This window comes from Actinosynnema sp. NPDC050436, assembly GCF_040655415.1.
Taxonomy (GTDB): Bacteria; Actinomycetota; Actinomycetes; order Mycobacteriales; family Pseudonocardiaceae; genus Actinosynnema.
The window spans coordinates 79,304-100,936 of record NZ_JBFAJV010000017.1 but is presented as its reverse complement, the minus strand read 5'-3'; the positions used below and the strand labels follow the sequence as shown (position 1 = coordinate 100,936).

General features: G+C 73.8%; 15 protein-coding genes. 6 read left to right on the top strand and 9 right to left on the bottom strand.

Annotated features, from left to right (window positions below; translation table 11 throughout):
• Positions 1-6 precede the first annotated feature (6 nt).
• The 4 genes from nudC to AB0I60_RS31610 form a co-directional block, all read right to left on the bottom strand.
• The gene (gene nudC, locus AB0I60_RS31625; protein WP_360736253.1) at positions 7-960 is read right to left on the bottom strand and encodes an NAD(+) diphosphatase; all 954 of its coding nucleotides are present in this window, start codon (positions 958-960) and stop codon (positions 7-9) included.
• On the bottom strand, positions 957-2,345 hold the full coding sequence (locus AB0I60_RS31620) for a pitrilysin family protein (RefSeq protein ID WP_360736250.1): 1,389 nt from the start codon (positions 2,343-2,345) through the stop codon (positions 957-959). The genes nudC and AB0I60_RS31620 overlap by 4 nt, the downstream gene beginning before the upstream one ends.
• The gene (locus tag AB0I60_RS31615; RefSeq protein WP_360736248.1) at positions 2,342-3,655 is read right to left on the bottom strand and encodes a pitrilysin family protein; all 1,314 of its coding nucleotides are present in this window, start codon (positions 3,653-3,655) and stop codon (positions 2,342-2,344) included. The genes AB0I60_RS31620 and AB0I60_RS31615 overlap by 4 nt, the downstream gene beginning before the upstream one ends.
• A gap of 220 nt (positions 3,656-3,875) precedes the next feature.
• A complete protein-coding gene (locus AB0I60_RS31610) occupies positions 3,876-5,516 on the bottom strand; it encodes a DUF2207 domain-containing protein (protein ID WP_360736245.1) in 1,641 nt (546 codons plus the stop codon).
• Positions 5,517-5,810: 294 nt separating this feature from the next.
• On the opposite strand from AB0I60_RS31610, the gene AB0I60_RS31605 reads away from it, so the two are divergent.
• Entirely contained in the window at positions 5,811-6,866 is a 1,056-nt protein-coding gene (locus tag AB0I60_RS31605; protein WP_360736242.1) for a neutral zinc metallopeptidase, read from the top strand.
• A 15-nt stretch (positions 6,867-6,881) separates the two neighbouring features.
• Positions 6,882-7,778: a neutral zinc metallopeptidase gene (locus AB0I60_RS31600; RefSeq protein WP_360736239.1), complete on the top strand. Its 897-nt coding sequence runs from the start codon at positions 6,882-6,884 to the stop codon at positions 7,776-7,778.
• Here the strand turns inward: AB0I60_RS31600 and AB0I60_RS31595 are convergent.
• A complete protein-coding gene (locus AB0I60_RS31595; RefSeq protein WP_360736237.1) occupies positions 7,709-8,188 on the bottom strand; it encodes a hypothetical protein in 480 nt (159 codons plus the stop codon). The genes AB0I60_RS31600 and AB0I60_RS31595 overlap by 70 nt on opposite strands.
• 757 nt (positions 8,189-8,945) lie before the next feature.
• Between AB0I60_RS31595 and AB0I60_RS31590 the strand changes: the two genes are divergently transcribed.
• Together AB0I60_RS31590 and AB0I60_RS31585 are read left to right on the top strand one after the other, a co-directional pair.
• Complete coding sequence (locus tag AB0I60_RS31590; RefSeq protein WP_360736235.1) at positions 8,946-9,623, top strand: response regulator transcription factor; 678 nt, start codon at positions 8,946-8,948, stop codon at positions 9,621-9,623.
• 11 nt (positions 9,624-9,634) lie between these two features.
• A complete protein-coding gene (locus AB0I60_RS31585; protein WP_360736232.1) occupies positions 9,635-11,008 on the top strand; it encodes a HAMP domain-containing sensor histidine kinase in 1,374 nt (457 codons plus the stop codon).
• Positions 11,009-11,046: 38 nt separating this feature from the next.
• Here AB0I60_RS31585 and AB0I60_RS31580 read toward each other — a convergent pair whose 3' ends face one another.
• Together AB0I60_RS31580 and AB0I60_RS31575 are read right to left on the bottom strand one after the other, a co-directional pair.
• A complete protein-coding gene (locus AB0I60_RS31580) occupies positions 11,047-12,123 on the bottom strand; it encodes a potassium channel family protein (protein WP_360736229.1) in 1,077 nt (358 codons plus the stop codon).
• Entirely contained in the window at positions 12,120-13,532 is a 1,413-nt protein-coding gene (locus tag AB0I60_RS31575) for a M20/M25/M40 family metallo-hydrolase (protein ID WP_360736227.1), read from the bottom strand. Before AB0I60_RS31575 ends, AB0I60_RS31580 begins: the two co-directional genes overlap by 4 nt.
• 59 nt (positions 13,533-13,591) lie before the next feature.
• Here AB0I60_RS31575 and AB0I60_RS31570 point away from each other — a divergent pair, with 59 nt between their 5' ends.
• Together AB0I60_RS31570 and AB0I60_RS31565 are read left to right on the top strand one after the other, a co-directional pair.
• The gene (locus AB0I60_RS31570) at positions 13,592-13,972 is read left to right on the top strand and encodes a hypothetical protein (RefSeq protein ID WP_360736225.1); all 381 of its coding nucleotides are present in this window, start codon (positions 13,592-13,594) and stop codon (positions 13,970-13,972) included.
• Between the two features lie 78 nt (positions 13,973-14,050).
• Positions 14,051-14,587: a hypothetical protein gene (locus AB0I60_RS31565; RefSeq protein ID WP_360736223.1), complete on the top strand. Its 537-nt coding sequence runs from the start codon at positions 14,051-14,053 to the stop codon at positions 14,585-14,587.
• A 33-nt stretch (positions 14,588-14,620) separates the two neighbouring features.
• Here the strand turns inward: AB0I60_RS31565 and AB0I60_RS31560 are convergent, their stop codons facing one another.
• Both AB0I60_RS31560 and AB0I60_RS31555 read right to left on the bottom strand, forming a co-directional pair.
• Positions 14,621-18,163 (bottom strand): UvrD-helicase domain-containing protein, encoded by a 3,543-nt coding sequence (locus AB0I60_RS31560; protein ID WP_360736221.1) that lies wholly within the window; start codon positions 18,161-18,163, stop codon positions 14,621-14,623.
• 259 nt (positions 18,164-18,422) lie between these two features.
• Complete coding sequence (locus tag AB0I60_RS31555; RefSeq protein ID WP_360736358.1) at positions 18,423-21,578, bottom strand: ATP-dependent DNA helicase; 3,156 nt, start codon at positions 21,576-21,578, stop codon at positions 18,423-18,425.
• Between the last annotated feature and the right edge of the window lie 55 nt (positions 21,579-21,633).

The following is a 21,633-nucleotide window of genomic DNA, read 5'->3' as shown; positions in this document are numbered from 1 at the left end:
CGGCGGCTAGTTCCCGGCCGCCGCCCACGACTGGATCATCCGGAACGCGATCGACGCACCCGGCGCGAGCAGCAGGTCCGGCACGCTCCCCGGCACCTCCAGCGCCTGGCGCACCTCGGCCCGCGTCACCCACTTGGCCTGCGCGATCTCCCCGTCGGCGAGCCGCAGCGGCTCGTCCGGGTCGCCGACCGCCTCGAACCCCACCATCAACGAGCGCGGGAACGGCCACGGCTGGCTGCCGAGGTAGCGGATGCCCGACACGGCGACACCCACCTCCTCCGCGATCTCCCGCGCCACGCACGCCTCCAGCGACTCGCCCGCCTCGACGAACCCGGCCAGCACCGAGTACCGCCCCTCCGGCCACCCGGCGCCACGCGCGAGCAGCACCCGGTCCGCGCCGTCGTGCACCAGGCAGATCACTGCGGCGTCGGTGCGCGGGTACTCCTCCCGGCCGCACTGCGCGCACACCCGCGCCCACCCGGCCTTCACGGCGGACTTGCCGCCGCCGCACTCCGCGCAGAACTTCGCCGTCCGGTGCCAGTGGAACAACGCCACGGCAGAGGTGAACAGCCCCGCCCCCGTGTCGTCCAGCAACGCCCCGCACGCCCGCAGGTCGAGCCACTGCGGCTCGTCGGTCGGCTCCACGCCGAACCAGGCCCGCCCCGCAGGCGCACCCGGACCGGCCTCGGCCGACGCCGTCGGCACCGCCCAGTACGCGACGCCGTCCTGCTCACCGAGCAGCACCGCACCCTCCGGCGGCTCGTCACCGAAGTCGGTGGCGGGCCGGTCGACCAGCCGCGACGCCCGCTCGGCCACCAGCGTCCGCCCGTGCTCGTCGACGGAGACGACCCGCGCCTTCGGCCACAGCTGCGCGAGCCGCTCCGCGTCACCGCGCAACGGCTCCTGCCGGTCGACCGTGAACCGCGACAGCGCCGGCAGCTCCACCAGCTCGAAGCTCACGGCAGGCTGACCCCGCCCAACGACCTCAACTGCGGCGCGAGCAGTTCCGCGTCGCCCACCAGGACCCCGGTGAACGCGCTCGGCGCGAAGAACTCCAGCGCCGCCTCCGCGACCTGCTCCACGGTCACCGCCTCCAACCGCGCGGGGTGCCCGGTGAACCACTCGATGTCCAGGCCCAGCCCGGCCAGGTTCACCAGGAACGACGCCAGGCCGCCCTGCGACGACGTCGCGGTCAGCAGCGACCCGATCGCGTACCGGCGCGCGGTGTCCACCTCGGACTCCGACGGCGGCACCAGGCCCAGCCGGCCCAGCTCGTAGCGGGTCTCCAGCAGCGCCGCCGCCGTCACCTCGCTCGCCGTGTCCGCGTCCACCAGCAGCGTCGCGCCGCCCGGCGTGAACTCCGGGTGCGAGCGGGCGCTGTAGGTGTAGCCCTTGTCCTCGCGGATGTTCTCCACCAGCCGCGACGAGAAGAACCCGCCGTAGACCAGGTTCGCGATCTGCAGCGCCGGGTACCGGGGGTCGGTCCGCACCAGGCCGCGCCCGGCCAGCCGGATCTGCGACTGGACCGCGCCCGGCCGGTGCACCAGCAGCACGTCGCCGCCGCGCACCTCGGGCAGCGGGGCCAGCGACACCGCGGTGCCCTCGCCGGTCCACCCGCCGAGCGCACCCTCGACCGCCCGCACGGCGGCGTCCGGCTCGACGTCGCCGACGACGACGAGCACGGAACCGCGCGGCAGCACGGCCGACGCGTGCAGCGCCAGCACCTCGTCCCGGCCGACCCCGGCGACCTCGTCGGCCTCCGGCATCTCCTTGGCGAACGGGTGGTCGCCGTACAGGTGGCGCTGCAGCGCCTCCCGCGCGATCACGTTCGGCTGCGACCGCGCCAGCCTGATCCGCTCGACCAGCCGCGCCCGCTCCCGCTCGACCTCCTCGGCCGGGTAGACCGCACCGGTCAGCGCGTCCCGCAGCACGTCCAGCACGGTGTCCAGCCCGGACACGAGGGCGTTGCCGGAGAACGCGAGGCGCTCCGGGTCCACCACCGCGTCCAGCTCGCCGCCGACCAGCGCCAGCTCGGTGTCCACGTCCACCCGGCTGCGCGTCGCGGTGCCGGTGAGCACGGTGTTGGCCAGCACCTCGGCCCGCGCCGCGTGCGTCGACCCCGCGCTGGAGGCCGCCGGGTCGCCGAACGGGATGCGCAACCGCACCTCCACCAGCGGCACCGACGACCGGCGCACCGCGATCACCCGCAGCCCGTTGGCCAGCACGGTGTCCACCGTGGACAGGTCGGCGGCAGCCCGCTGCTCGCCCAGCTCCGGGAGCGGACGCGGCCCCTGCTCCGTGCGACCGATCTCCTCGGCGCTGCGGTGCGTCGTCGGGGCGCTCACTCGGTACCTCCGTTGTCAGCAGCCGCGCCGGCCTCGGCGACGGCGGGGTTCAGGATCAGCACGGCCCGCGAGTCCGGCCGCAGCGCCTTGGCCGCCGCGGCGACCTCGTCGGTGGTGATCGCGGCCAGCTTGTCCGGCAGCTCGTAGAGCAGCTCGGCGCGGCCGAACAGCAGCTCCGCCGAGCCCAGGCCGAGCGTGCGGCTGGTCAGCCGGTCGTGCTCGCGGTGCATGGTCGACACCCACCGCGCGGTGACCTTCGCCAGCTCCTGCTCCGTCGGTCCCTTCTCGGCCAGCTTCAACAGCTCCTCGTCCACCGCCGCGACCACCTGCTCCGGGGTGACCTCCGGCGAGTGGATCGCGGTGATGTTGAAGGTGTCGGGGTCGCGCGCCTCCAGCGGACCGAAGAGCCCGCACCCCGCGCCGACGTCGACCACGACCGCCTCCTGGTGCACCAGCCGCTGCTGGAGCCGGGAGCCGTCGCCGTCGGTGAGCACGCCCGCGAGCACCAGGTAGGACAGGTAGCCCTCGACGTCGTTCACCGGGTCGGGGATGCGGTACCCCAACGCGATGGCGGGCATCGGCGCGTGCTTGTCCGAGTGCTCGGCGCGCAGCTCGCCCTTCGGCGGCGCTTCCGCGAACGACGGCCGCTCGGGCACGGGGCGTGCGGGCACGTCCCCGAAGTGCTTCTCCACCAGACCCCTGGCGACCTCGGGCCGGAAGTCGCCCGCGATGGTCAGCACCGCGTTCCCCGGCGCGTAGTAGGTGTCGAAGAAGGCCGCGCAGTCGTCGACCGTCGCGTTCTCCAGGTCGGTGAAGTCACCGTAGCCGTTGTGGGCGTTCGGGAAGGTCTGGAACAGGACCGGCGGCAGCAGGATCCAGGGGAACCCGCCGTACGGCCGGTTGAGCACGTTGAGTCGGATCTCCTCCTTCACCACGTCGATCTGGTTGCGCAGGTTCTCTTCGGTCAGCTTCGGCGCACGCATCCGGTCCGCCTCCAGGAACAGCGCCCGCTCCAACGCGGCGGACGGCAGCACCTGGTAGTAGTCGGTGTAGTCGGGGTGGGTCGACCCGTTGAACGTGCCGCCCGAGGACTGCACGTGACGGAAGTGAGCGAGCTTCTCCAAGCTCTCGCTGCCCTGGAACATCAGGTGCTCGAACAGGTGCGCGAACCCTGTCCGGCCTTCCGGCTCCGAGCGGAATCCCACGTCGTAGTGCACGCTCACCCCGACGACCGGGGCGCTCGGGTCTGGGGCGAGCACCACCCGCAGGCCGTTGGGAAGCGTGAACCTGTGCAGTTCGGGTAGCGCCATGGACGCAGCCTACGGGCTTCCGGCCCCCGGAGGACCGCAGGTGGCCTGCCCGGACCAACGCCCGTGTCGCCCTGCCGCCCACCGGGCGCGTTCCCGCACCCGACGACACCGACGAACTCCCCCGCCGGCCTGCTCCGAGGCCCTTCGGAGCCCTGAGGCGGGATGCGTCAATTGTCGAACAGGAGTTCGAGCCGAGGCAAGATCACCATCGGGTGAAAGCTCAGCCCCGGAGCGATCGCAGGTGCCCGGCCTGGGCCAGCACCCCGTCCACAGCGCCCAGGAAAGTCGGGAACCGGTGAGCGAATCGCCGCAGGTCAGGGGCCTTCTCGGCTTCGCCGAACCAGTACAGCCCGGCCCGGCCGCCGGCGAACGCGCCGAGCCAGCGCTCGGTCTCGCCCAGCACGACCGCGTACGGCAGCGACCGCGAGAACACCATCTCCCGGTCCGCGTCCGGGATGTCGTTCGGAGTAGCGGACACCAGATAGCCGCGCAAGCCGCGCACGTGCTCCAACAGCACACTGCCCCGCTTGGTGCGCGCGGGCATGGAACGCGCGCCCAATGCCAACGCGATGCCCGCGACCGCGACGACTACCCCGAACAATGCGGGTCCGGTGATCAACACCAGCAGAACGGTCGCACCGACGCCCAGGACGGTCAGCGCAATGCCGACCCACCACCACAGGCTGCGTTCTGCATCCGGCCGGCGCACGAACCAGTTCTTGGCCACCACGTCGGCGTACAACTCGTCGCGCACCTTCGCCAGGTCGATCCGCCGGCTCCGCAGTTCCGACAGCAGCACGGCGTCCGCACCGTCCGGCAGGATCGCGGCGTACACGGCGCGCTCGTACCCGGACAGCGACGGGTCGGCGGGGTTGCGCCGCACGAACCGCCAGTCGAGCCCGTCGACCTCTTCGATCCACAGGTAGTTCCGCACCGCCAGGTCCACGATGGTCGCCGTCACGTCCACCACGTCGACGTGCTCGTCCACCACGGTGCCGACCTGGCCCGGCAGCACGCCGTCCGGCGAGGCGAACGCCATGTGCCCGGACGGGTCGGACACCAGCACGTTCACCGGCCCGACCTCACCCGCGAGCGCGCGCGAGTCACGGCCGCGCAGGTACCACAGCAGCACGACGCCGCCGAGCAGGAGCAGTGCCAGCACGGCCAGGAGGACACTGCTCAACGGGGTCAGCGCGAACGCGGCGGCGAGGCCCGACGTCTCCTCGACCCGGGCGTTCGCGGGTGCCGCGCCGTCCTGCAGCCCGACCGCCACGTCGATACGCTCACCTGCGGGAAGTCCGATTTCGGCGGCCCGGACGCCGCGCCCGTCGCCGAGTTCGGCGGTCGTGCACGGCTTGGCCGTGCCGGGCGTGCCGGCCAGGCAGTTCACCGACTTGGGGGCATCCGGTGTGATGACCGAGATCTTCACCGAGTCCAGCGCGGTGTCCCAGCCGCTCGCCGGTTGCCACCGCAACTCCAGGCTGTCGCCGATCTGGGCGACGGCGCCGACCACGGAGTACGTGACGGTGGAGGTGCCCGCCTCCAGGGCGATGGTGAGGTCGTCGGCGGTCGCCGTCGCGGTGCCCCTGCCGTCGACGGCCGCGCTGTCCACCTCGAACACCCGGTCGCGGGTGTCACTGACCGCGATGCGCAGCGGAACCACCCGTTTGGCGGTCCTGCCTTCGGGGACCGTGACGACCTCCGTCACGGACAGTTTGCCGTCGCGCTCCAGTTTCAGGCGCACGTCGGCACCGACCGTGCCGGGCAGCCCGACCTCGCCGACCGGCTCCGCCGCCGCCGTGCCGGTGACCGAGCACAGCGCGACGGCGCAGGTGAACGCCGCTCCCCAGTTTTTCAACACGGCCGCGGAGAATAGCGGAGTCCGCCTATGCTTCTGTGCTGATTCGGGCATCCGCGATATGGGGGACCACCAGCGATGACGCAACCACCGCCGCCGGGTGGCCAGCCGCCGCCACGACCGGTTGGGCCACCGCCCGTGCCCGCGCCGCTGACCCCCCAGCCGACCCGCCCGTGGCCCACCCAGCAGCCGCAACAGCAGCATCCGCAGATGCCTCCGCAGATGCCGGCGGGGCCTCGCACGGGGCCGCAGGCACCACCTCCACCGCAGTGGCCGCAACAACCACCCCATCAGGTGATGCCACCGCCGCTGGCTGCGCCTCAGCCGCCGCCGGTCAACTGGGGCCCGCCGCCCGGGTGGGGTCCCGGCGGCCCCTACCCGCCGATGCCGCGCAAGAAGAGCAGGGGGCCGCTCGTCGCGGGCATCCTGATCGGGGTCGTCGTCCTCGGCATCGCGGCCGTGGGGATCACCGTGGCGTCCAGCAAGCGCAAGAGCGTGAGCGACTCCGCCTACTCCGGCTATTCGAGCTACACGTACACGACCGAGACCACCACGACGACCGAAACGACCACGACGACCAGGACGACGACGTCCTCCCGGCCCACGTCGGCCGGCACCACGAAGGCCGGCCCCAAGGCCGTGATCGCGCTGGGCGACAACCCGATCCACGGCGGTGGCCTGGGCGCGTTCAACATCGACGGCTGCGCGCTGCCGGGCATGGACTACTCGCCCTCCGGACAGGACCAGTTCCTGCGTGCCGCGCTGCCGTGCATCGAGGCGATGTGGAAGCCGTCCTTCCAGAAGGCGAACCTGCCCTACCAGCCGGTCGAGCTGGTCATGGTGACCTCGCAGATCACCAACACGTGCGGCTCCATGGGCCCCGACCGCACCGCGATGTACTGCGACGGCACCATCTACTGGACGCCTAACCACTACGCGAGCGAACAGGGCTCGGCGAACCCGAACCACCCCGGCAAGTACCTCGGGCAACTGGCGCACGAGTACGGCCACCACGTCCAGTGGCTGTCCGGCATCCTTCGCGCGTCCAGCCAGGCCCAGTACGAGAAGGGCGGCTGGGACACCGAGGCCGGACTCGACCTCAACCGGCGCAAGGAGCTCCAGGCCACCTGCTTCGGCGGGATGACCCTGGCCCCGCTGTCGCACGGCGCGATCCCCGGTGACGTGATCCAAGTGGCGCTGACCGACGCGGGCAACCGGGGCGACTACCCCATCTACCCCAACCGCGACCACGGTTCCCCGGAGCGCAACGCGGCATGGGTTCAGCACGGCTTCAAGAACAACGAGACGAGCGCGTGCAACACTTGGCTGGCGAGCGCGGCGGACGTCAGCTGACCCGACTGGAGGACCGTGCACACGCCCGAGGAGCCCAAGAACAACCCGATCGTCCTCATCGGCGTGTTCTCGTTGATCGTCGCCTGCGTGCTCGGCCTCGGCCTGGTCACGCAGGTGGACACCAGCCGGCGGATCAGCGGCAGGCCGGTCGCCGCGCCCGGCGCACCCGCCGCGCCGGCGACGAGCGAGCAGCCCCGGCCCCGCGCGGTGCACCGGCTGGGCGACCACCCGTTCCTGACCACGCCGGCCCGTCCGGTGGGCGCGACGTGCGCACTGCCCGCGTTCGGTGTGTCCGACACCGAACTCGCGGCCTACTACGCAGCGGGCGTGGCGTGCCTTGACGTGGCGTGGCGGCCCGCGCTGGAGCAGGCGAACCTCCCGTTCGAGGTGCCCAAGCTGGACGCAGCACCGGACCTGCAGGACGGTCCCTGCGGTGCGGCACCGGCGGAGACCGAGGCGGTCGCCTACTACTGCGGGCGCAACCGGACCATCTACATGCCCACGTCGCGGCTGCGTGAGAACGGCGGCGGCGACCACCCGGCGACGCACCTCGCCACGTTGGCGCACGAGTACGGGCACCACGTGCAGGCGCTGACCGGGATGCTGCGCGCGGCGGACAGCAAGATCGTGGACGCGGGCGAGGAGACCCCGGCCGGGCTGGAGATGTCCCGCCGGATCGAGCTTCAGGCGAACTGCTTCGCCGGGATCTTCCTGGCAGCGGTGTCCGGCTCGATCGGCGCGCAACTGGCTCAGGAGGCGGCGGACGACTTCCAGTACGCCGTCGAGGAGCCCGCCGAGAAGAACGCGCACGGCAGCCCGACCAACCAGGCCGAGTGGGCGTCCTACGGCTTCACCGGGGGCGTCACCACGTCCTGCAACACGTTCACGGCCTCGGCGGACGCCGTCGCCTGACGCGACCTGCCGAGCAGGTAGGCGTACAAGCCGCCCGCCAAGCCGCTCAGGCACACGAGCATCGCGGCGAGCCGCGTCCCGAAGGGCGCCGCCACCGGGGTGCTGTCGGCCACCTGGACGGTGAAGTCGCCGGTGGTGTCGGCGGGGAGCACGACCTCCACGGCCTCGCCTTCGCGGTGGCCGCAGCCGTCGAGCTTGGCCGTGCGGGCCTGGCCGTCGAGTTTCAGTTCGACCCGGTCGTAGGTGTCGGAGCCACCGCAGGGCGCCGGCGTGGTCACGGTCGCCTGCGCCCGCCGGACCTCGACCGCCGTGCCGCCCGGCCACCAGAGCGCGACCGCCGCCGCGACCCCTGCCAGTCCGACGACCAGCAGGATCAGCGCCCACCGGACTGGGCTGAGCCGAACCGCCACAGGGTGGATGGTCGCAGACCGGGTGTCGTGTTGTCGTGGGGCCGGGCCGGTGATCCACCCCGCCCGCCGTTCACCCGATGGTGATCTTGATCCTAGTCGAACACCCGTTCGATCATTGACCCATGCACAAACCACCATCCGACCTCGCGGCGGACCACCGGCCACCGGCCGCGATCGAGACCGATGTCCACTTCAGACGTTGTCCCGGACCGGGCGCCGATCCTTGACGCCCGGCCTGGGAGGTCGCGCCTCGGCGTTCTCGTCCGGGCGCTCGGGTTCCGAGTCACCACGTGCCGGCTGCCAGGCCCAGCGGGCGGGGCGTGGGGTTGGGACGCGGGCGGGCTCCGGCGAGCGGTCGCGGGTCGGTCGCGGGTCGGTCGCGGGTTGGGGCGCAGACGGTGGGGCTCCGGTGGCCGGGCTCAAACGGGCGCGCTCAAGCGGGCGGACTCGGGCGGGCAGGGCGCGGGCGGACTCAGGCGGCCGGGCGCGGGGCCGGCTGGGTTCGCGCGGCCGGGCTCTGCGCGGGCGAGTGCAGGCGAGTGCAGGCGAGTGCAGGCGAGTGCAGGCGATCCGGGTCGGGCGGCCGAGCGCGGGGCAGCCCGGCCCGGGTAGCCGGGGCGCGAGCGGCCGGGCGCGGGGCCGCTGAGTTCGAGTGGCCGGGGTGTACCGCTGCTCCGTGTCGAATTGTCCGACCGATTGCCTGAACGCAGGCTGAAGACGCGGGCGGGGTCCTGCCCCTACCACGCAGAATGAGGAGGTGTCGACTGCTGCCAGGGTGCTGGTGATCGAAGACGCGGAGGCCATCGGCGCCGCGGTGAGTTCGGCCCTGCGCGATGCGGGCTACCAGGTCCAGGTCCGTCCGGACGGCCGGGACCTGGAGGGCGAGCTCACCCGGTTCCGGCCCGACCTGGTGGTGCTGGACGTGATGCTGCCGGGCCGCGACGGGTTCATGCTCCTGGAGGTCATCCGGCGCACCAGCGGGGCGGGCGTGGTCATGCTGACGGCCCGTGACGGTGTGGCGGACCGGCTGCGCGGGCTCGACCGGGGTGCGGACGACTACGTGGTGAAGCCGTTCGTGCTGGCCGAGCTGGTGGCACGGGTCAGCGCGGTGCTGCGGAGGCTGGGCCGCACGCCGTCGACCGTGCAGATCGGCGACCTCGTCGTGGACGCCGACTCGGCGGTCGTGCTGCGCGGGGGCGCTCCCGTGGAGCTGACCGCGACGGAGCTGCGGTTGCTGCGCTACCTGGCCGCCCAACGAGGCCGGGTGGTGGGCAAGACGCAGATCCTGACCGCCGTGTGGGGGTACGAGGACTACGACCCCAACCTGGTCGAGGTCCACGTCAGCGCCCTGCGCCGGAAGCTGGAGGAGCACGGGCCCCGGTTGCTGCACACCGTGCGGGGATTGGGGTACGTGTTGCGTGCGGAAGACTCGTGAGCCTCCGCACGGTGTCCCTGCGGCGTCGGGTCACGGTCTCGGCGATCGCGGTGCTCGGCATCGTCCTCGTCGGACTGGTGCTGGTGGTGGACGCCCTGTTCATGTCGCAGTCGGTGCAGGACGTGGAGACGACGCTGCTGGACAAGTCCCGCAACGCGCAGACGCTGGTGAAGCAGCGGGTGCGCGGAGCGGAGCTGGTGAACCGGCTGGAGGGCCGGGGCGTGCAGGCGCGGTTGGTGATGCCGGACGGCACCGAGTTCGGTCACCTGCCGACCGACGAGGTGACCAACAAGGTCACCCGCGACCTGCCGGACGGGTCGACCATCACGCTCTACGTGGAGTCGTCGGTGATCACCGTCGCGCAGGCCCGCTTGCGCCGGTTGCTGCTGCTGGTCGGCTTCGCCGCGCTGGCCGTGACGGCGGTGGCGATGGTGGGCGTGGTGCAGCGGGCGCTGGCACCGCTGGACGCGATGACCACGCTGGCCCGGTCGATCGCGCGGGGCGACCGGGGCCACCGGCTCAACCCGGCCCGGACGGACAACGAACTCGGTCGGACCGCAGCCGCGTTCGACGACATGCTCGACTCACTGGAGGGATCGGAGGAACGGACCAAGAGATTCGTCGCGGACGCGGCGCACGAGCTGAGGACGCCGATCGCGGGCGTGCAGGCCGTGTCGGAGGCGCTGATGCAGACCGGCAGCGCCGAGGAGCGGGAACGCCTGAACCTGCTCCTGGTGCGGGAGTCCCGCCGGGCCGGGCGGCTGGTGGACGACCTGCTGGCGCTGGCTCGCATCGACGCCGGCCTGGAACTGCACCGGGAACGGGTCGACCTGCTGGCGCTGGCGGAGGCCGAGGTGGCGCGTTCCCGGCTGCTGGCTCCCGATTTCGACATCGCGGCCGAGGGTGAGTCGGCCTACGTGTCAGGTGACCCGCAGCGCCTGGCACAGGTGTTGGCGAACCTGGCCGACAACGCCCGCCAGGCCACCGGGCCGTCCGGTCGGGTGCGGCTGCGCGTGTCGACGGTGGGCAGCTACGCCTGGCTGGTGGTGTCGGACAACGGGCCGGGCGTGGCCCCGGACGAACGGGACCGGATCTTCGACCGCCTGGTCCGCCTGGACGAGGCCCGGGACCGCCGCTCCGGCGGTTCGGGGCTCGGCCTCTCGATCGCTCGCGGCGTGGTCCGAGCCCACGGCGGTGAGCTGTCCTGCATCGAACCGATCAGTCCGAGGGCCACCGGACCGAGCGGTCGGACGGCCGGGGAACCGGATGGTCCGGGTGCCGTCGGACCCGGCGGTCCGGGTGCCGTCGGACCCGGCGGTCCGGGTGCCGTCGACACCAGCGGTCCGGGTGCTGCTTTCCAGGTTCGGATTCCGCTGGCCGAGTAGTCGACCGGTCGATCGCCGGCCGGTTGGCCGGGGGTGGGCTACACGGGGTCGGCTTCCTTGGGTGGGGTGACCTTCTTGACGTAGAGGAGGCGGTCACCTGCTTCCACCGCGTCGGCTTCCGGGGCGTCCACCCGGTAGAGGGTGCCGGCGCGGACCACGCCCAGCACGATGTCGGGCAGGTGGCGCGGGGAGCCGCCGATCTCGGACGGCTCCACGTCCCGCTCCGCGATCGCCAGGCCGGCGTCCGGGGTCAGCAGGTCCTCCACCATGTCGACCACCGACGGGGTGGAGGTAGCCATGCCGAGCAGGCGGCCGGCGGTTTCGCTGGAGACCACGACCGAGTCGGCACCGGACTGGCGGAGGAGGTGTTCGTTCTCGCGTTCCCGGACCGAGGCGACCACCTGGGCCTTCGGCGCCAGTTCGCGGGCGGTCAGGGTGACCAGGACCGAGGTGTCGTCGCGGTTCGCGGCCACCACGACCGCGCGGGCCTTCGGGACTCCGGCGACCCGCAGGACGTCGTTGCTGGTCCCGGTGCCGTGGACGGTGACCAGGCCGATGGACGAGGCGGCGTCGAGGGCTTCCTGCGAGGTGTCCACCACGACGATGGAGCCCGGTTCCATGCCATCGCCTAGCAGGGCGCTGACAGCGGACCGGCCCTTCGTCCCGTAGCCGATGACGACGACGTGGTCCCGCACCTTGGTCCTCCACTTCTGGATCCGCAGCGCCTGCCGCGAGCGTTCGGTGAGCACTTCGAGGGTGGTGCCGACCAGCACGATCAGGAACAGCACGCGGAGAGGGGTGATGACCAGGACGTTGACCAGTCGCGCCGACGAACTGGCGGGGGTGATGTCGCCGTACCCGGTGGTGGAGAGCGACACCGTCGCGTAGTACACGGCGTCGAGGAACGAGAGGCCGTCCTCGTTGACGTCGCGGTAGCCGTCGCGGTCGAAGTACACGATCAGCACCGCGGCCATCAGCGCTGCCAGTGCGCCGATGACGCGTTTCGCGATCGCCTGCACCGGGCTCTGCACGGTGTCGGGCATCCGGATCACACCCACCAGGGTGTGGCCGGGCCGTTCGCTGAGCGGCTCGCCCTGGTGGAACCGGCGGATCATGACAGCCTCTCCGGGAGTAGCCGCCACAGGCGGGCTGCTGCTTCCGCGCCGCGGAGCAGCAGCGGCACGACGACGCGCTCGTTGGGCGCGTGGATGCGATCATCCGGCAACGTCGCGCCGAGGTACACGACCGGCACGCCGAGCCCTCGGCGCAACAGTGCGGCGGGTCCGCTCCCGCCGGTCCGGCTGTACCGGACCGGCTGCTCGAACGCGCCTTCGAGGGCTTCCTTGACGGCGTGCACGGCGGGGTGGTCGACGGGCATCGCGTACGGCGGTGCGCCGTCACCGCGCGGGATGATCTCGGCGTGCAGGCCCGGCGGGGTGTGGGTGGCGACGAACTCGCGGAGCGCTGCGGCGATGCGGTCGGGTTGCTGGTCGGGTACCAGGCGGAACGACAGCTTGACCGCCGCCCGCGCGGGGACGATGGTCTTCAGGCCCGGCCCGGTGTAGCCGCCGACGATGCCGTTGACCTCGGCGGTGGGGCGCACCCACACGCGTTCGAGGGTGGACCAGCCCTCTTCGCCGGCTTCGGCCTGCGCGCCGCCGGAGTTGGCCAGCCACACCTCTGGGTCGAACGGGAGCGCGGCGTAGTCGGCGCGTTCGGCGGCGGTGGGCTCGACCACGTCGGCGTAGAAGCCGGGCAACTGCACCCTGCCACGGTCGTCGTGGAGCGCGGCGACCAGGCGGGCGATGGCGGTGGCGGGGTTGGGCACGCTGCCGCCGGCGCGGCCGGAGTGGGCGTCGGTGGTGCCGCCGGTGAACACGACCTCGGCGCCGTAGTTGCCCCGCTGCCCGGTGCACAGGGTGGGCGCGTCGCGGGCGTAGAGCGGCGTGTCGGTGAAGACCACGAGGTCGCACGCGAGGTCGGCGCGGTGGTCGTCGAGGAGGCGGGACAGGTTCGGGGAGCCGGATTCCTCCTCGCCCTCCACGAACAGCTTGATCGTCACCGAGGGGTGGTCGGCGCGCAGGGCGGCGAGGTGCGCCTTGACGCCGAGCAGGTGCATCGCCACCTGGCCCTTGTCGTCGCTGGCGCCGCGCCCGAACAGCTCCTCGCCGACGAGGGTGCCTTCGAAGGGCGGGTGGTGCCACTCCTCGACCGGGTCGACCGGCTGGACGTCGTGGTGCCCGTAGACCAGCACGACGGGGGCGTCCGGGTCGGCGGCGGGCAGGCACGCGTAGACGGCGGGCAGCGCGCCGGAGCCGGACCACACGCGGACGTCGGGCCAGCCGTCGCGGCGCAGCGCGTCGGCGAGCCACTGGGCGGAGCGCGCCACGTCCTCGTGGTGTGCCGGGTCGGTGCCGATGGACGGGATGGCCAGCCACTCCCGCAGGTCCGCGACGAAGTCGTCGGCGAGGGCGGCGACGGCGGCGCGCTCGGGATGTTCAGGATTTTCCGGATCACCACTCACGGTGCGGGAGGATAACCCTGGGCGGGCCGGTCGGTGGTCGGCATGACAGGGTGAGTCCCATGGAACCCACTCGTTCCCGTTCCTGGTCGGCGGTCGCGCTGGCCGGGTTGCTCGGCGCGGCCGGCGTCACGCACTTCGCCCGGCCGGGGCCGTACGACGCGATCGTGCCCCGATCGCTGCCGGGCAAGCCTCGGACCTGGACTTACGTCTCGGGTGTCGCCGAGGTCGCGTTGGCCGCCGCAGTGGCCGCGCCGCGCACGCGCGGGTTGGGTGGGTTGCTCACGGCCGGGTTCTTCGCCGCGGTGTTCCCGGCGAACGTCAAGATGGCCTACGACTACCGGGCGAAGTCGCCCAGGGCGAGGGCGATCGCCTTCGGCCGGCTCCCGTTGCAGGTGCCGCTGATCCTCTGGGCGCTGCGCGTCCGCCGTTCGGCGCACTGATCACTCTCGGCGCAGGGTGTGATACTCAGCGCGGCCGAGATCTGTCATCGAACCCGTCACCAGCCCTAGGATGCCCGAGTGCAACCGCTCCTCCACCATGCCGCGTCGGCACTCGGTTGGCGCGGCATCGTCGTCCCCGACGTCGCCGTGCTGGGTCACCAGGTGTCGGCCGTCGTGCGGGTTCGTGCCGACGTGCACGAGTGGCGCAGCGCGAACGGCTGGCCGCCCCAGGCGGACCCGTCGTGGTTCCGCTCCTGGTTCGAGCCCACCGCGCACGACCAGTTGCCGGTGCCCGCCGTGGAGCTGGTGGGTGTCCTGGTGGGTGAGTCCACGGTGGACCGCGCGTTGCAGTCGTGCGGGACGTTGATGACGCTCGCGCCGTGCTCGGTGGTGCTGCCCGCGCCGCAGGGCGACCGGTCGTGGCCGTTGATGGAACTCGACTACTACGGGATCGGCGTGGTGGCCGTGGACGAGTCGGGCGTGGCCGAGCTGCTGGTGCCGCCGGAGGACCGGTCGACCGAGTTCGGCCCGTCGCTGTTCGGCCGCTGGCTGCTCGAAGTGCTCTACGACCGGGTGTTGAAGGAGGTCCCGGCGCACGCCCGGGTGACCGGCTGACCGCCGGGAGCCAGCAACACCAGGTCGGCACCGCTAGGTCGGCACCGAGCGGATCAGGGTGCGGAGGCCGTCGGCGTCCAGCAGGTCCGTGGGGCGCAGCGTGTGGTCGTGGCGGACGTAGTGGAACGCCGCGCGGACCCGGTCGACCGGGGTGCCCGACAGCGCCGCCCAGGCCAGTCGGTAGGCGGCCAACTGCACGGACAGCGCCGGCAGCCGCTCCTCGTCGGGGACCGCGCCGGTCTTCCAGTCCACGACCGTCCAGCCGCCGTCCGGGTCGGCGAAGACGGCGTCCATGCGCCCGCGCACGGACATCCCGTCGATCTCGGCCTCGAACGGCACCTCGACGTCGTGCGGGGTCCGGTCGGCCCACCCGCTGGCCAGGAACGCGTCCTGGAGGCGTCCCAGCTCGGTGTCGGGTGATGCGCCCTCGTCGGCCGCGCCGGGCAGCTCGTCGAGGTCGAGCAGCCGGGTCGCGCCGAACCGCTGTTCCAGCCACGTGTGGAACGCCGTGCCGCGCCGGGCGAGCGGGTTCGGCGGGAACGGCAGGGGGCGGCGCAGCCGGCGGGCCAGCTTGTCCGGGTCGTCGGCGAGTTCCACGAGCTGGCTCACCGAGAGGTGGTCGGGCAGGACGACCCGTTCGCGCCGGTCGGCGGCGGCGGCTCGTTCGGCGAGCAGGACGTCCACGTCGCGTGCCCAGCCCTCCGGGTCGTCTGCGGGCAGGCCGGGCAGGCCGGCGGGATCCGACGGGTCAGCCGGGTCGGCCGCGAAGTCGTCCGGTGGGGTGTCCGTCGGGTCGGTGGGGTGGTCCGTGAGGTCGGCGGAGTGGTCGGGCTCCTCGTCGGCGGGTGGGACGAACTCGTCGGTGTCGTGGTCCGGTGGCTCCGGGGGTGGGCCGTAGTCCTCCGGCGGCTCCGGGGGGAGGTCTTCAGGGGGCTCGGGTGGGAGGTCGGCGTCCGTGGGCGTGGCGGCCGGTGCGGGGGCGGGTGGCGGTGGGGTGGCCCGGTGGCGGGACAGGGCGGCCAGGACCAGGTCCGCGCCCTCGGCCACGGCGGCGCGGCGCTTGCCCAGCGGGTCGGCCGGCCACTGCGCCGACTTGACCTGGGAGGCGAGGGGGTTGGCCTCGTCCTCGACGGGTGGCGGCGCCCAGTGGACGACGTCCGCCGGCGGGTGCTCGGCGGTCAGCACGAACTCGCGGAGTTCCCTCAGGAACGTGGACGGGCCCTTGGGCTTCTCGCCGGTCTCCGCCCACCAGTGGCCCGACACCAGCAGGTTGTGCTCGGACCGGGTCAGCGCCACGTACAGCAGCCTGCGCTCCTCGACCAGGCGGCGATCCTCGAAGTCGTCGGCGTGGCGGTCCAGGGCCTCTTCGACCTCCTTGCGGTTGCTGCCGCCGGGGATGCGGAGCTGCGGCAGGTCGGCCGCGTCGCCCCGCAGCTCGGCGGGCAGCTCGGCCACCGCCTTGAGCCAGCACGACGATTTCTTCCGGCCCGGGAACACGTCCTTCACCACGTGCGGCAGGGCGACGATGTGCCATTCGAGGCCCTTCGCCGAGTGCATGGTGAGCACCTGCACCCGGTTGTCGGCCACCTCGACCTCGCCGGGTTCCAGGCCGTCTTCGGCGTGCTCGGCGGTGTAGAGGTAGTCGAGCAGGGCCGGGAGGGTGGCGGACGGGCTGGCGGCGGCGAAGTCGGCGACGACGTCGGCGAACGCGTCGAGGTGCGACCGGCCAACGCCGCCCGGCCGGGCCATGGCCTCGATGTCCAGCAGCAGGGTGCGCTCGACGTCGGCGACCAGCTCGGGCAGCGGCTGGTCGAGGCGTCGGCGCAGGGCGGACAGCTCCGCGCCCAGCCGCCGGACGCGGTGGTAGCCCTCGGCCGAGTACGCGGTCGGGTCGCCGGGGTCGTCCAGGGCGTCGGCCAGGCCGGCCTGTTCGGCGTGCTCGCCGGGCAGGGCGTCGGCGAGCACGGCCAGCGGGTCGTCCACGACGGACTGGCGGCTGGGTGCCCCGGCGAGTTCGCGGGCGCGCTTCCACAGCGCCGCCAGGTCGACGGCGGCCACCCGCCACCGGGAGCCGGTGAGCAGGCGGGCGGCGGCCGTGCCGGCCAGCGGGTCGACCAGGACGCGCAGGGCGCTGGTCAGGTCGCGCACCTCGGGCTCGTCGAGCAGCCCGCCCAGGCCGACCACCTCGACGGGCAGGTCGCGCTCGCGCAGGGCGGCGGCGATCGCGGCCATGTCGGCGCGGCGGCGGACCAGGACGGCGGCGGTGGGCGGCTCGTCGCTGGAGTCCAGGTGGTCCTGCCACTGGGCGGCGACGGTGTCGGCCATCCAGTCCAGCTCGGCGCGGACGTCGGGGAACAGGCCGATGCGGACGTCGCCGGGGCCCGCGCCGGGCCGGGCGCGCAGCTCCTCCACGTCGAGGCCGGACGCGCGCAGCGGCGCGGACGCGGCGTTGGCCAGCGCCAGCACCTCGGGCGGGTTGCGGAAGCTGGTGAGCAGGCCGTACTTGCGGGCGGGCGGGAAGTCGTGGACGAAGCGCGGCAGGTTGGCGGCCGACGCGCCGCGCCAGCCGTAGATGGCCTGGGCCGGGTCGCCGACGGACGTGACGGCCATCGGCTCGCCCTGGCCGAACAGGGACCGGAGCAGCACGCGCTGGGCGTGGCCGGTGTCCTGGTACTCGTCGAGCAGGACCGCGCCGTAGCGCTCCCGCTCGCCGCGCACGACCTCGGGGTACTCGTCGGCCAGGCGGGCGGCGAGGGACATCTGGTCGGCGAAGTCCATCGCCGCTTCACGGCGTTTGCGCGCCTGGTACGCCTCCAGCAGCGGCAGCAGGTTCACCCGCAGGCGCTGGGCGTTGACGATGTCCTTGAGCTTCTCGGGCAGGGCGTCGCGCTGGCGCGCGGTCTTGGGGGCCGACTCGATCACCGTGGTCAGCCACTCGGCGTTCTTGCGCAGGTCGGTGGGTTCGACCAGGTGCTCGCCGAGTTCGCCGGCCAGCGCGAGCAGGTAGCCGGTGACGGTGGCCGGGACCTTGTCGGTGTCGATGTCCTCCGCCCAGGTCGAGACGACCCGGTGGGCGAGCTGCCACGACGCCGTCTCGGTGAGCAGCCGCACGCCCGGCTCGACGGGCAGGCGCAGGCCGTGCTCACCGACCAGGCGGCCCGCGTAGGCGTGGTAGGTGAGGATGACCGGCTCGGTGGTGAGGACGGCGGCGCGGCGCTCGCCGCTCGGGTCCAGGCGGTCGAGCAGCGGGGAGCCGCCGAGCCGGCGCAGCCGGGCGCGGACGCGCTCGGAGAGCTGGCGGGCGGCCTTGCGGGTGAAGGTGAGGCCGAGGACGCGGTCCGGCGTGACGAAGCCGTTGGCGACCAGGTAGACGACGCGGGCGGCCATCGTCTCCGTCTTGCCCGCGCCGGCGCCCGCCACGACCAGCGCGGGCGCGGTGGGCGCGGCGACGACGGCGGCCTGCTCGGGGGTCGGTTTGGGCAGGCCGAGGGCTTCGGCGACCTCGAACGGGCTGGCCAGGTGCTGCGCACCGCCCGCTCGTCCTCGATCTCCACCCGGCACTGCCACGACTCGCATTCTCCGATCCCGGCCGCGTGAAGCCCCGGCGACCCGCAGCGGCACGGCCGGATCGGTCGTCGGGCGCGGTGCGGGCGGCGGCGCTGCCCTGGTCTCAGCGGCCCACGACTGTGTCAGACCGGGGCGGGCATCGCCAAACGCCACGTCGGCGGTGCCCACGGTGTGCTACCGGCGGGTGACGCCGTGGTGGCCGGAGCGGCGTCGGGGGCGCGTTCGCCGCCCGGCGTGAGACGACGGACACACCGGCGCGCGGTCGGGGCTATTGGCTGACCTGCCTGCCGGAGGCGTGGACGGGGCACGCGGTGCGGGCCGGGCAGCGGTCGCAGTCCGGGGTTTCGCTGGCCGTGTAGACCGGGCCGACGCTGGAGCCGGCGGCGGCCTGCACGGCTTCCAGCCAGGCGCGGACGCCCTGTTCGTCCAGCGGGGCCTGTTCCAGCTCGGTGGCCCCGGTCTTCTTGTTCTCCTTGGCCACGTACAGCAGGCGCGCGCCGCCCGGGTCGGTGCCCAGGCCGAGGTGGGTGAAGCCGCCGAGCGCGGACGCGAGCTGGTAGACCGCCAGCTGCGGGTGTTGGCGGGCTTCCTCCTTGGTCACCGGGGACTTGCCGGTCTTGAGGTCGATCACGACCGGGCGGCCGTCGCGGTCGGTTTCCAGCCGGTCGACCCGGCCCTTGACCTTCAGCCACGGGCCGCCGTCGCGCTTGGGCACCTCGACCGAGATCTCCTCCTCGACGGCGACCTGGGTGAGCTGGTCGCGGCTGGTGGTCAGCCAGGTGAGGAACGTGTCGAGCATCCGCTCCACCCGGATCCGCTCGCGGCGGGAGAACCACGGTGCCCCGGCGTCGACCGCCGACCACGCCTCGGCGAGCTTGGCGCGCAGCTCCTTCTCGCCCGCACCGGTCGCGGCGGCCTGGGCGAGGGCGTGCACGAGGGTGCCGGTGATGGACGCCAGCTCGGCCGGGTCCTGGCCGCCGTGCCGCTCGACCACCCAGCGGACCGGGCACTTGGCCAGCACCTCGACCGTCGACGGGGACACGCTGACCGTGTGCTCCTCGGTCCACAGCGGCTGGTCGGAGGTCACGTCGGCCAGGCCGTACCAGGAGTCGGGGTGCGCGCCGGGCACGCCCTCGGCGGCGAGCCTGGCGAGCTGGGCCGCCGCCCGGTCCCGGCGGTCGCCGGTCTCGTCCTCGGCGCACACGACCCGGCGCAGCTCGCCGACCAGCTCGGCCAGCACCAGGCCGCGCTGGGGGGTGTAGGTGGGGCGCTCGGGCTCGTCGGTGGCGAGCTCCTCCAGCTCGTCGAGGAACCGGGAGGGCTGTTCGTCCTCGCCGCGCACGGCGCTGACCAGCAGGGCCCGCCGGGCGCGGCTGGCGGCCACGAGGAGCAGCCGGCGCTCCTCGGCGAGCAGCGGCGCGATGGCCGACACCTGCTCGCCGACGCCGGTCAGCACGTCGACCATCCGCTCGACGCCGAGCAGCGAGCCGCGCAGCCGCAGGTCCGGCCAGCTCCCCTCCTGGACGCCGGGCACGGCCACCACGGTCCACTCCCGGCCGGCGGCCGAGTGCGCGGTGAGCACCGCGACGGCCTCGCCGACCGGGGCGGACGCGGCGAGCGTGTCGCCGACGATCTCCTGGGCCGCGAGGTAGTCGGCGAAGCCGTCCGCGCCCGCGCCGGGCAGCCGGTCGACGTACTTGGCCGCCGCCTCGAACAGGCCGACGACCGCGTCGAGGTCGCGGTCCGCCTGCATCCCGGTGGTGCCGTGCCGCGCGGACTGGGCGACCCAGCGGTTCTGCAGGCCGGTGTGCTGCCACAGCTCCCACAGGACCTGTTCGACGCTGTGCCCGGCCGCGATGCCCCGGCGGGCCTTGCGCAGCAGGGCGGCGACCCGCCGGGCGGGCTGGGCCTCGGCGTCCTCCAGGGCGGCCAGCCGGTCGTCGGACTCGATCACCTCGACCAGCAGCTCCCCGCTGGGGCGGTCGCCGCCGGCGGCCAGCTCCAGCCGGCGCAGGCCGCGCCGCAGCCGGCGCAGCGCCAGCGGGTCGGCGCCGCCCAGCGGGGACGCGAGCAGCATCGCGGCGACGTCCTCGTCGAGGCTGCCGGGGGTGGCGGCGCAGCGCAGCAGGGCCAGGAACGGGGCCACGGCGGGCTGCTTCGCCAGCGGCAGCTCGTCGTTCGGCACCGCGACCGGCACGCCCGCCGCGAGCAGCGCGCGTTGCAGCACCGGCAGCGACCGGCCGGCGGAGCGCGCCACGACGGCCATCTCCGACCACGGCACCTCGTCGATCAGGTGGGCGCGGCGCAACTGGTCGGCCACCCAGCTCGCCTCCTGCGCGGCCGAGGCGAACAGCCGAACCTGGACCGAGCCGGCGGCGTCGACCGGGGTGACCTCGCGGGCCGGGGACGCGCCGGGCAGCCGGGCCGCCAGCCGGGCGACGGCGGCCCGGATCTCCGGCGCCATCCGGTGGCCCTCGCGCAGCACCGCCGTGGGCACGTCCGCGCCGGACAGCAGGACCGGGTCCGCGCCCCGGAAGGAGAACACCGCCTGGTCCGGGTCGCCCGCCAGCACGAACTCCCGCGCCGCCGCACCCAGCGCGGACACCAGCGCGTGCTGCAGCGGGTCGAGGTGCTGGGCGTCGTCCACGAGCAGGTGGCGGACCCGGGTGCGTTCGGCGTGCAGCAGGTCCGCGTCGGTCTCGAAGGCCAGCAGCGCGGTGGCGACCAGCTCGGCCGCGTCGTAGGACGAGGCCGCGCCCTGCCCGGCCGCCGCCAGCAGGTTGACCTGCTCGTACTGGGTGCCGAACAGGCCGGCCGCCTCCCACTCGTCCCGGCCGTGCGCGCGACCCAGCTCGACCAGGTCCTCGGGTGCCAGGCCGCGTTCGGTGGCGCGCAGCAGCAGGTCGCGCAGCTCCTGGGCGAAGCCGGGCAGCGGGAGCGCGGGGCGCAGCCGCCCCGGCCACCGCGCCGCGCCCGTGCTCACGTCGCCCGCGAGCAGTTCGCGGACCACCGCGTCCTGCTCGGGGCCGGAGAGCAGCCGGGGTGTCGGCTCGCCCCGCCGCACGGCCTGGGCGCGCAGCACGGCGAACGCGTACGAGTGCACGGTGCGGACCAGCGGCTCCTGCGTCGTCGGCAGCACCTCGCCCTCGACCTCGGCGGTCAGCAGGCGGGTGATGCGGGCGCGCATGGCCACGGCGGCCCGCCGGTTCGCGGTCAGCACCAGCACGCTCTCCGGGTCGGCCCCGCCGCGCCGGATCCGGTCGGCCGCCACCTCGGCGAGCAGCGTGGTCTTGCCGGTGCCGGGGCCGCCGAGCACGCGCAGCGGCCCGCCGCCGTGGTCGAGCACCGCCCGCGCGGGCGCGCTCCACCCGCGCCGGGGGTGCTCCTCCCGCACCCGGCGCACCAGCAACGGGGCCCTGTCCACTGCCACGCGCCGATGGAACCACGGGGGTACGACAGAGCCGGGTAGGGGGCAGGCG

Bases quoted from the DNA above. Each gene is read 5' to 3' on its own strand.
- AB0I60_RS31615 (WP_360736248.1), bottom strand. From the start codon at position 3,655: ATGGCGCTACCCGAACTGCACAGGTTCACGCTTCCCAACGGCCTGCGG.
- AB0I60_RS31605 (WP_360736242.1), top strand. From the start codon at position 5,811: ATGCCACCGCCGCTGGCTGCGCCTCAGCCGCCGCCGGTCAACTGGGGC.
- AB0I60_RS31580 (WP_360736229.1), bottom strand. From the start codon at position 12,123: ATGATCCGCCGGTTCCACCAGGGCGAGCCGCTCAGCGAACGGCCCGGC.
- AB0I60_RS31570 (WP_360736225.1), top strand. From the start codon at position 13,592: ATGGAACCCACTCGTTCCCGTTCCTGGTCGGCGGTCGCGCTGGCCGGG.
- AB0I60_RS31560 (WP_360736221.1), bottom strand. From the start codon at position 18,163: ATGCGAGTCGTGGCAGTGCCGGGTGGAGATCGAGGACGAGCGGGCGGT.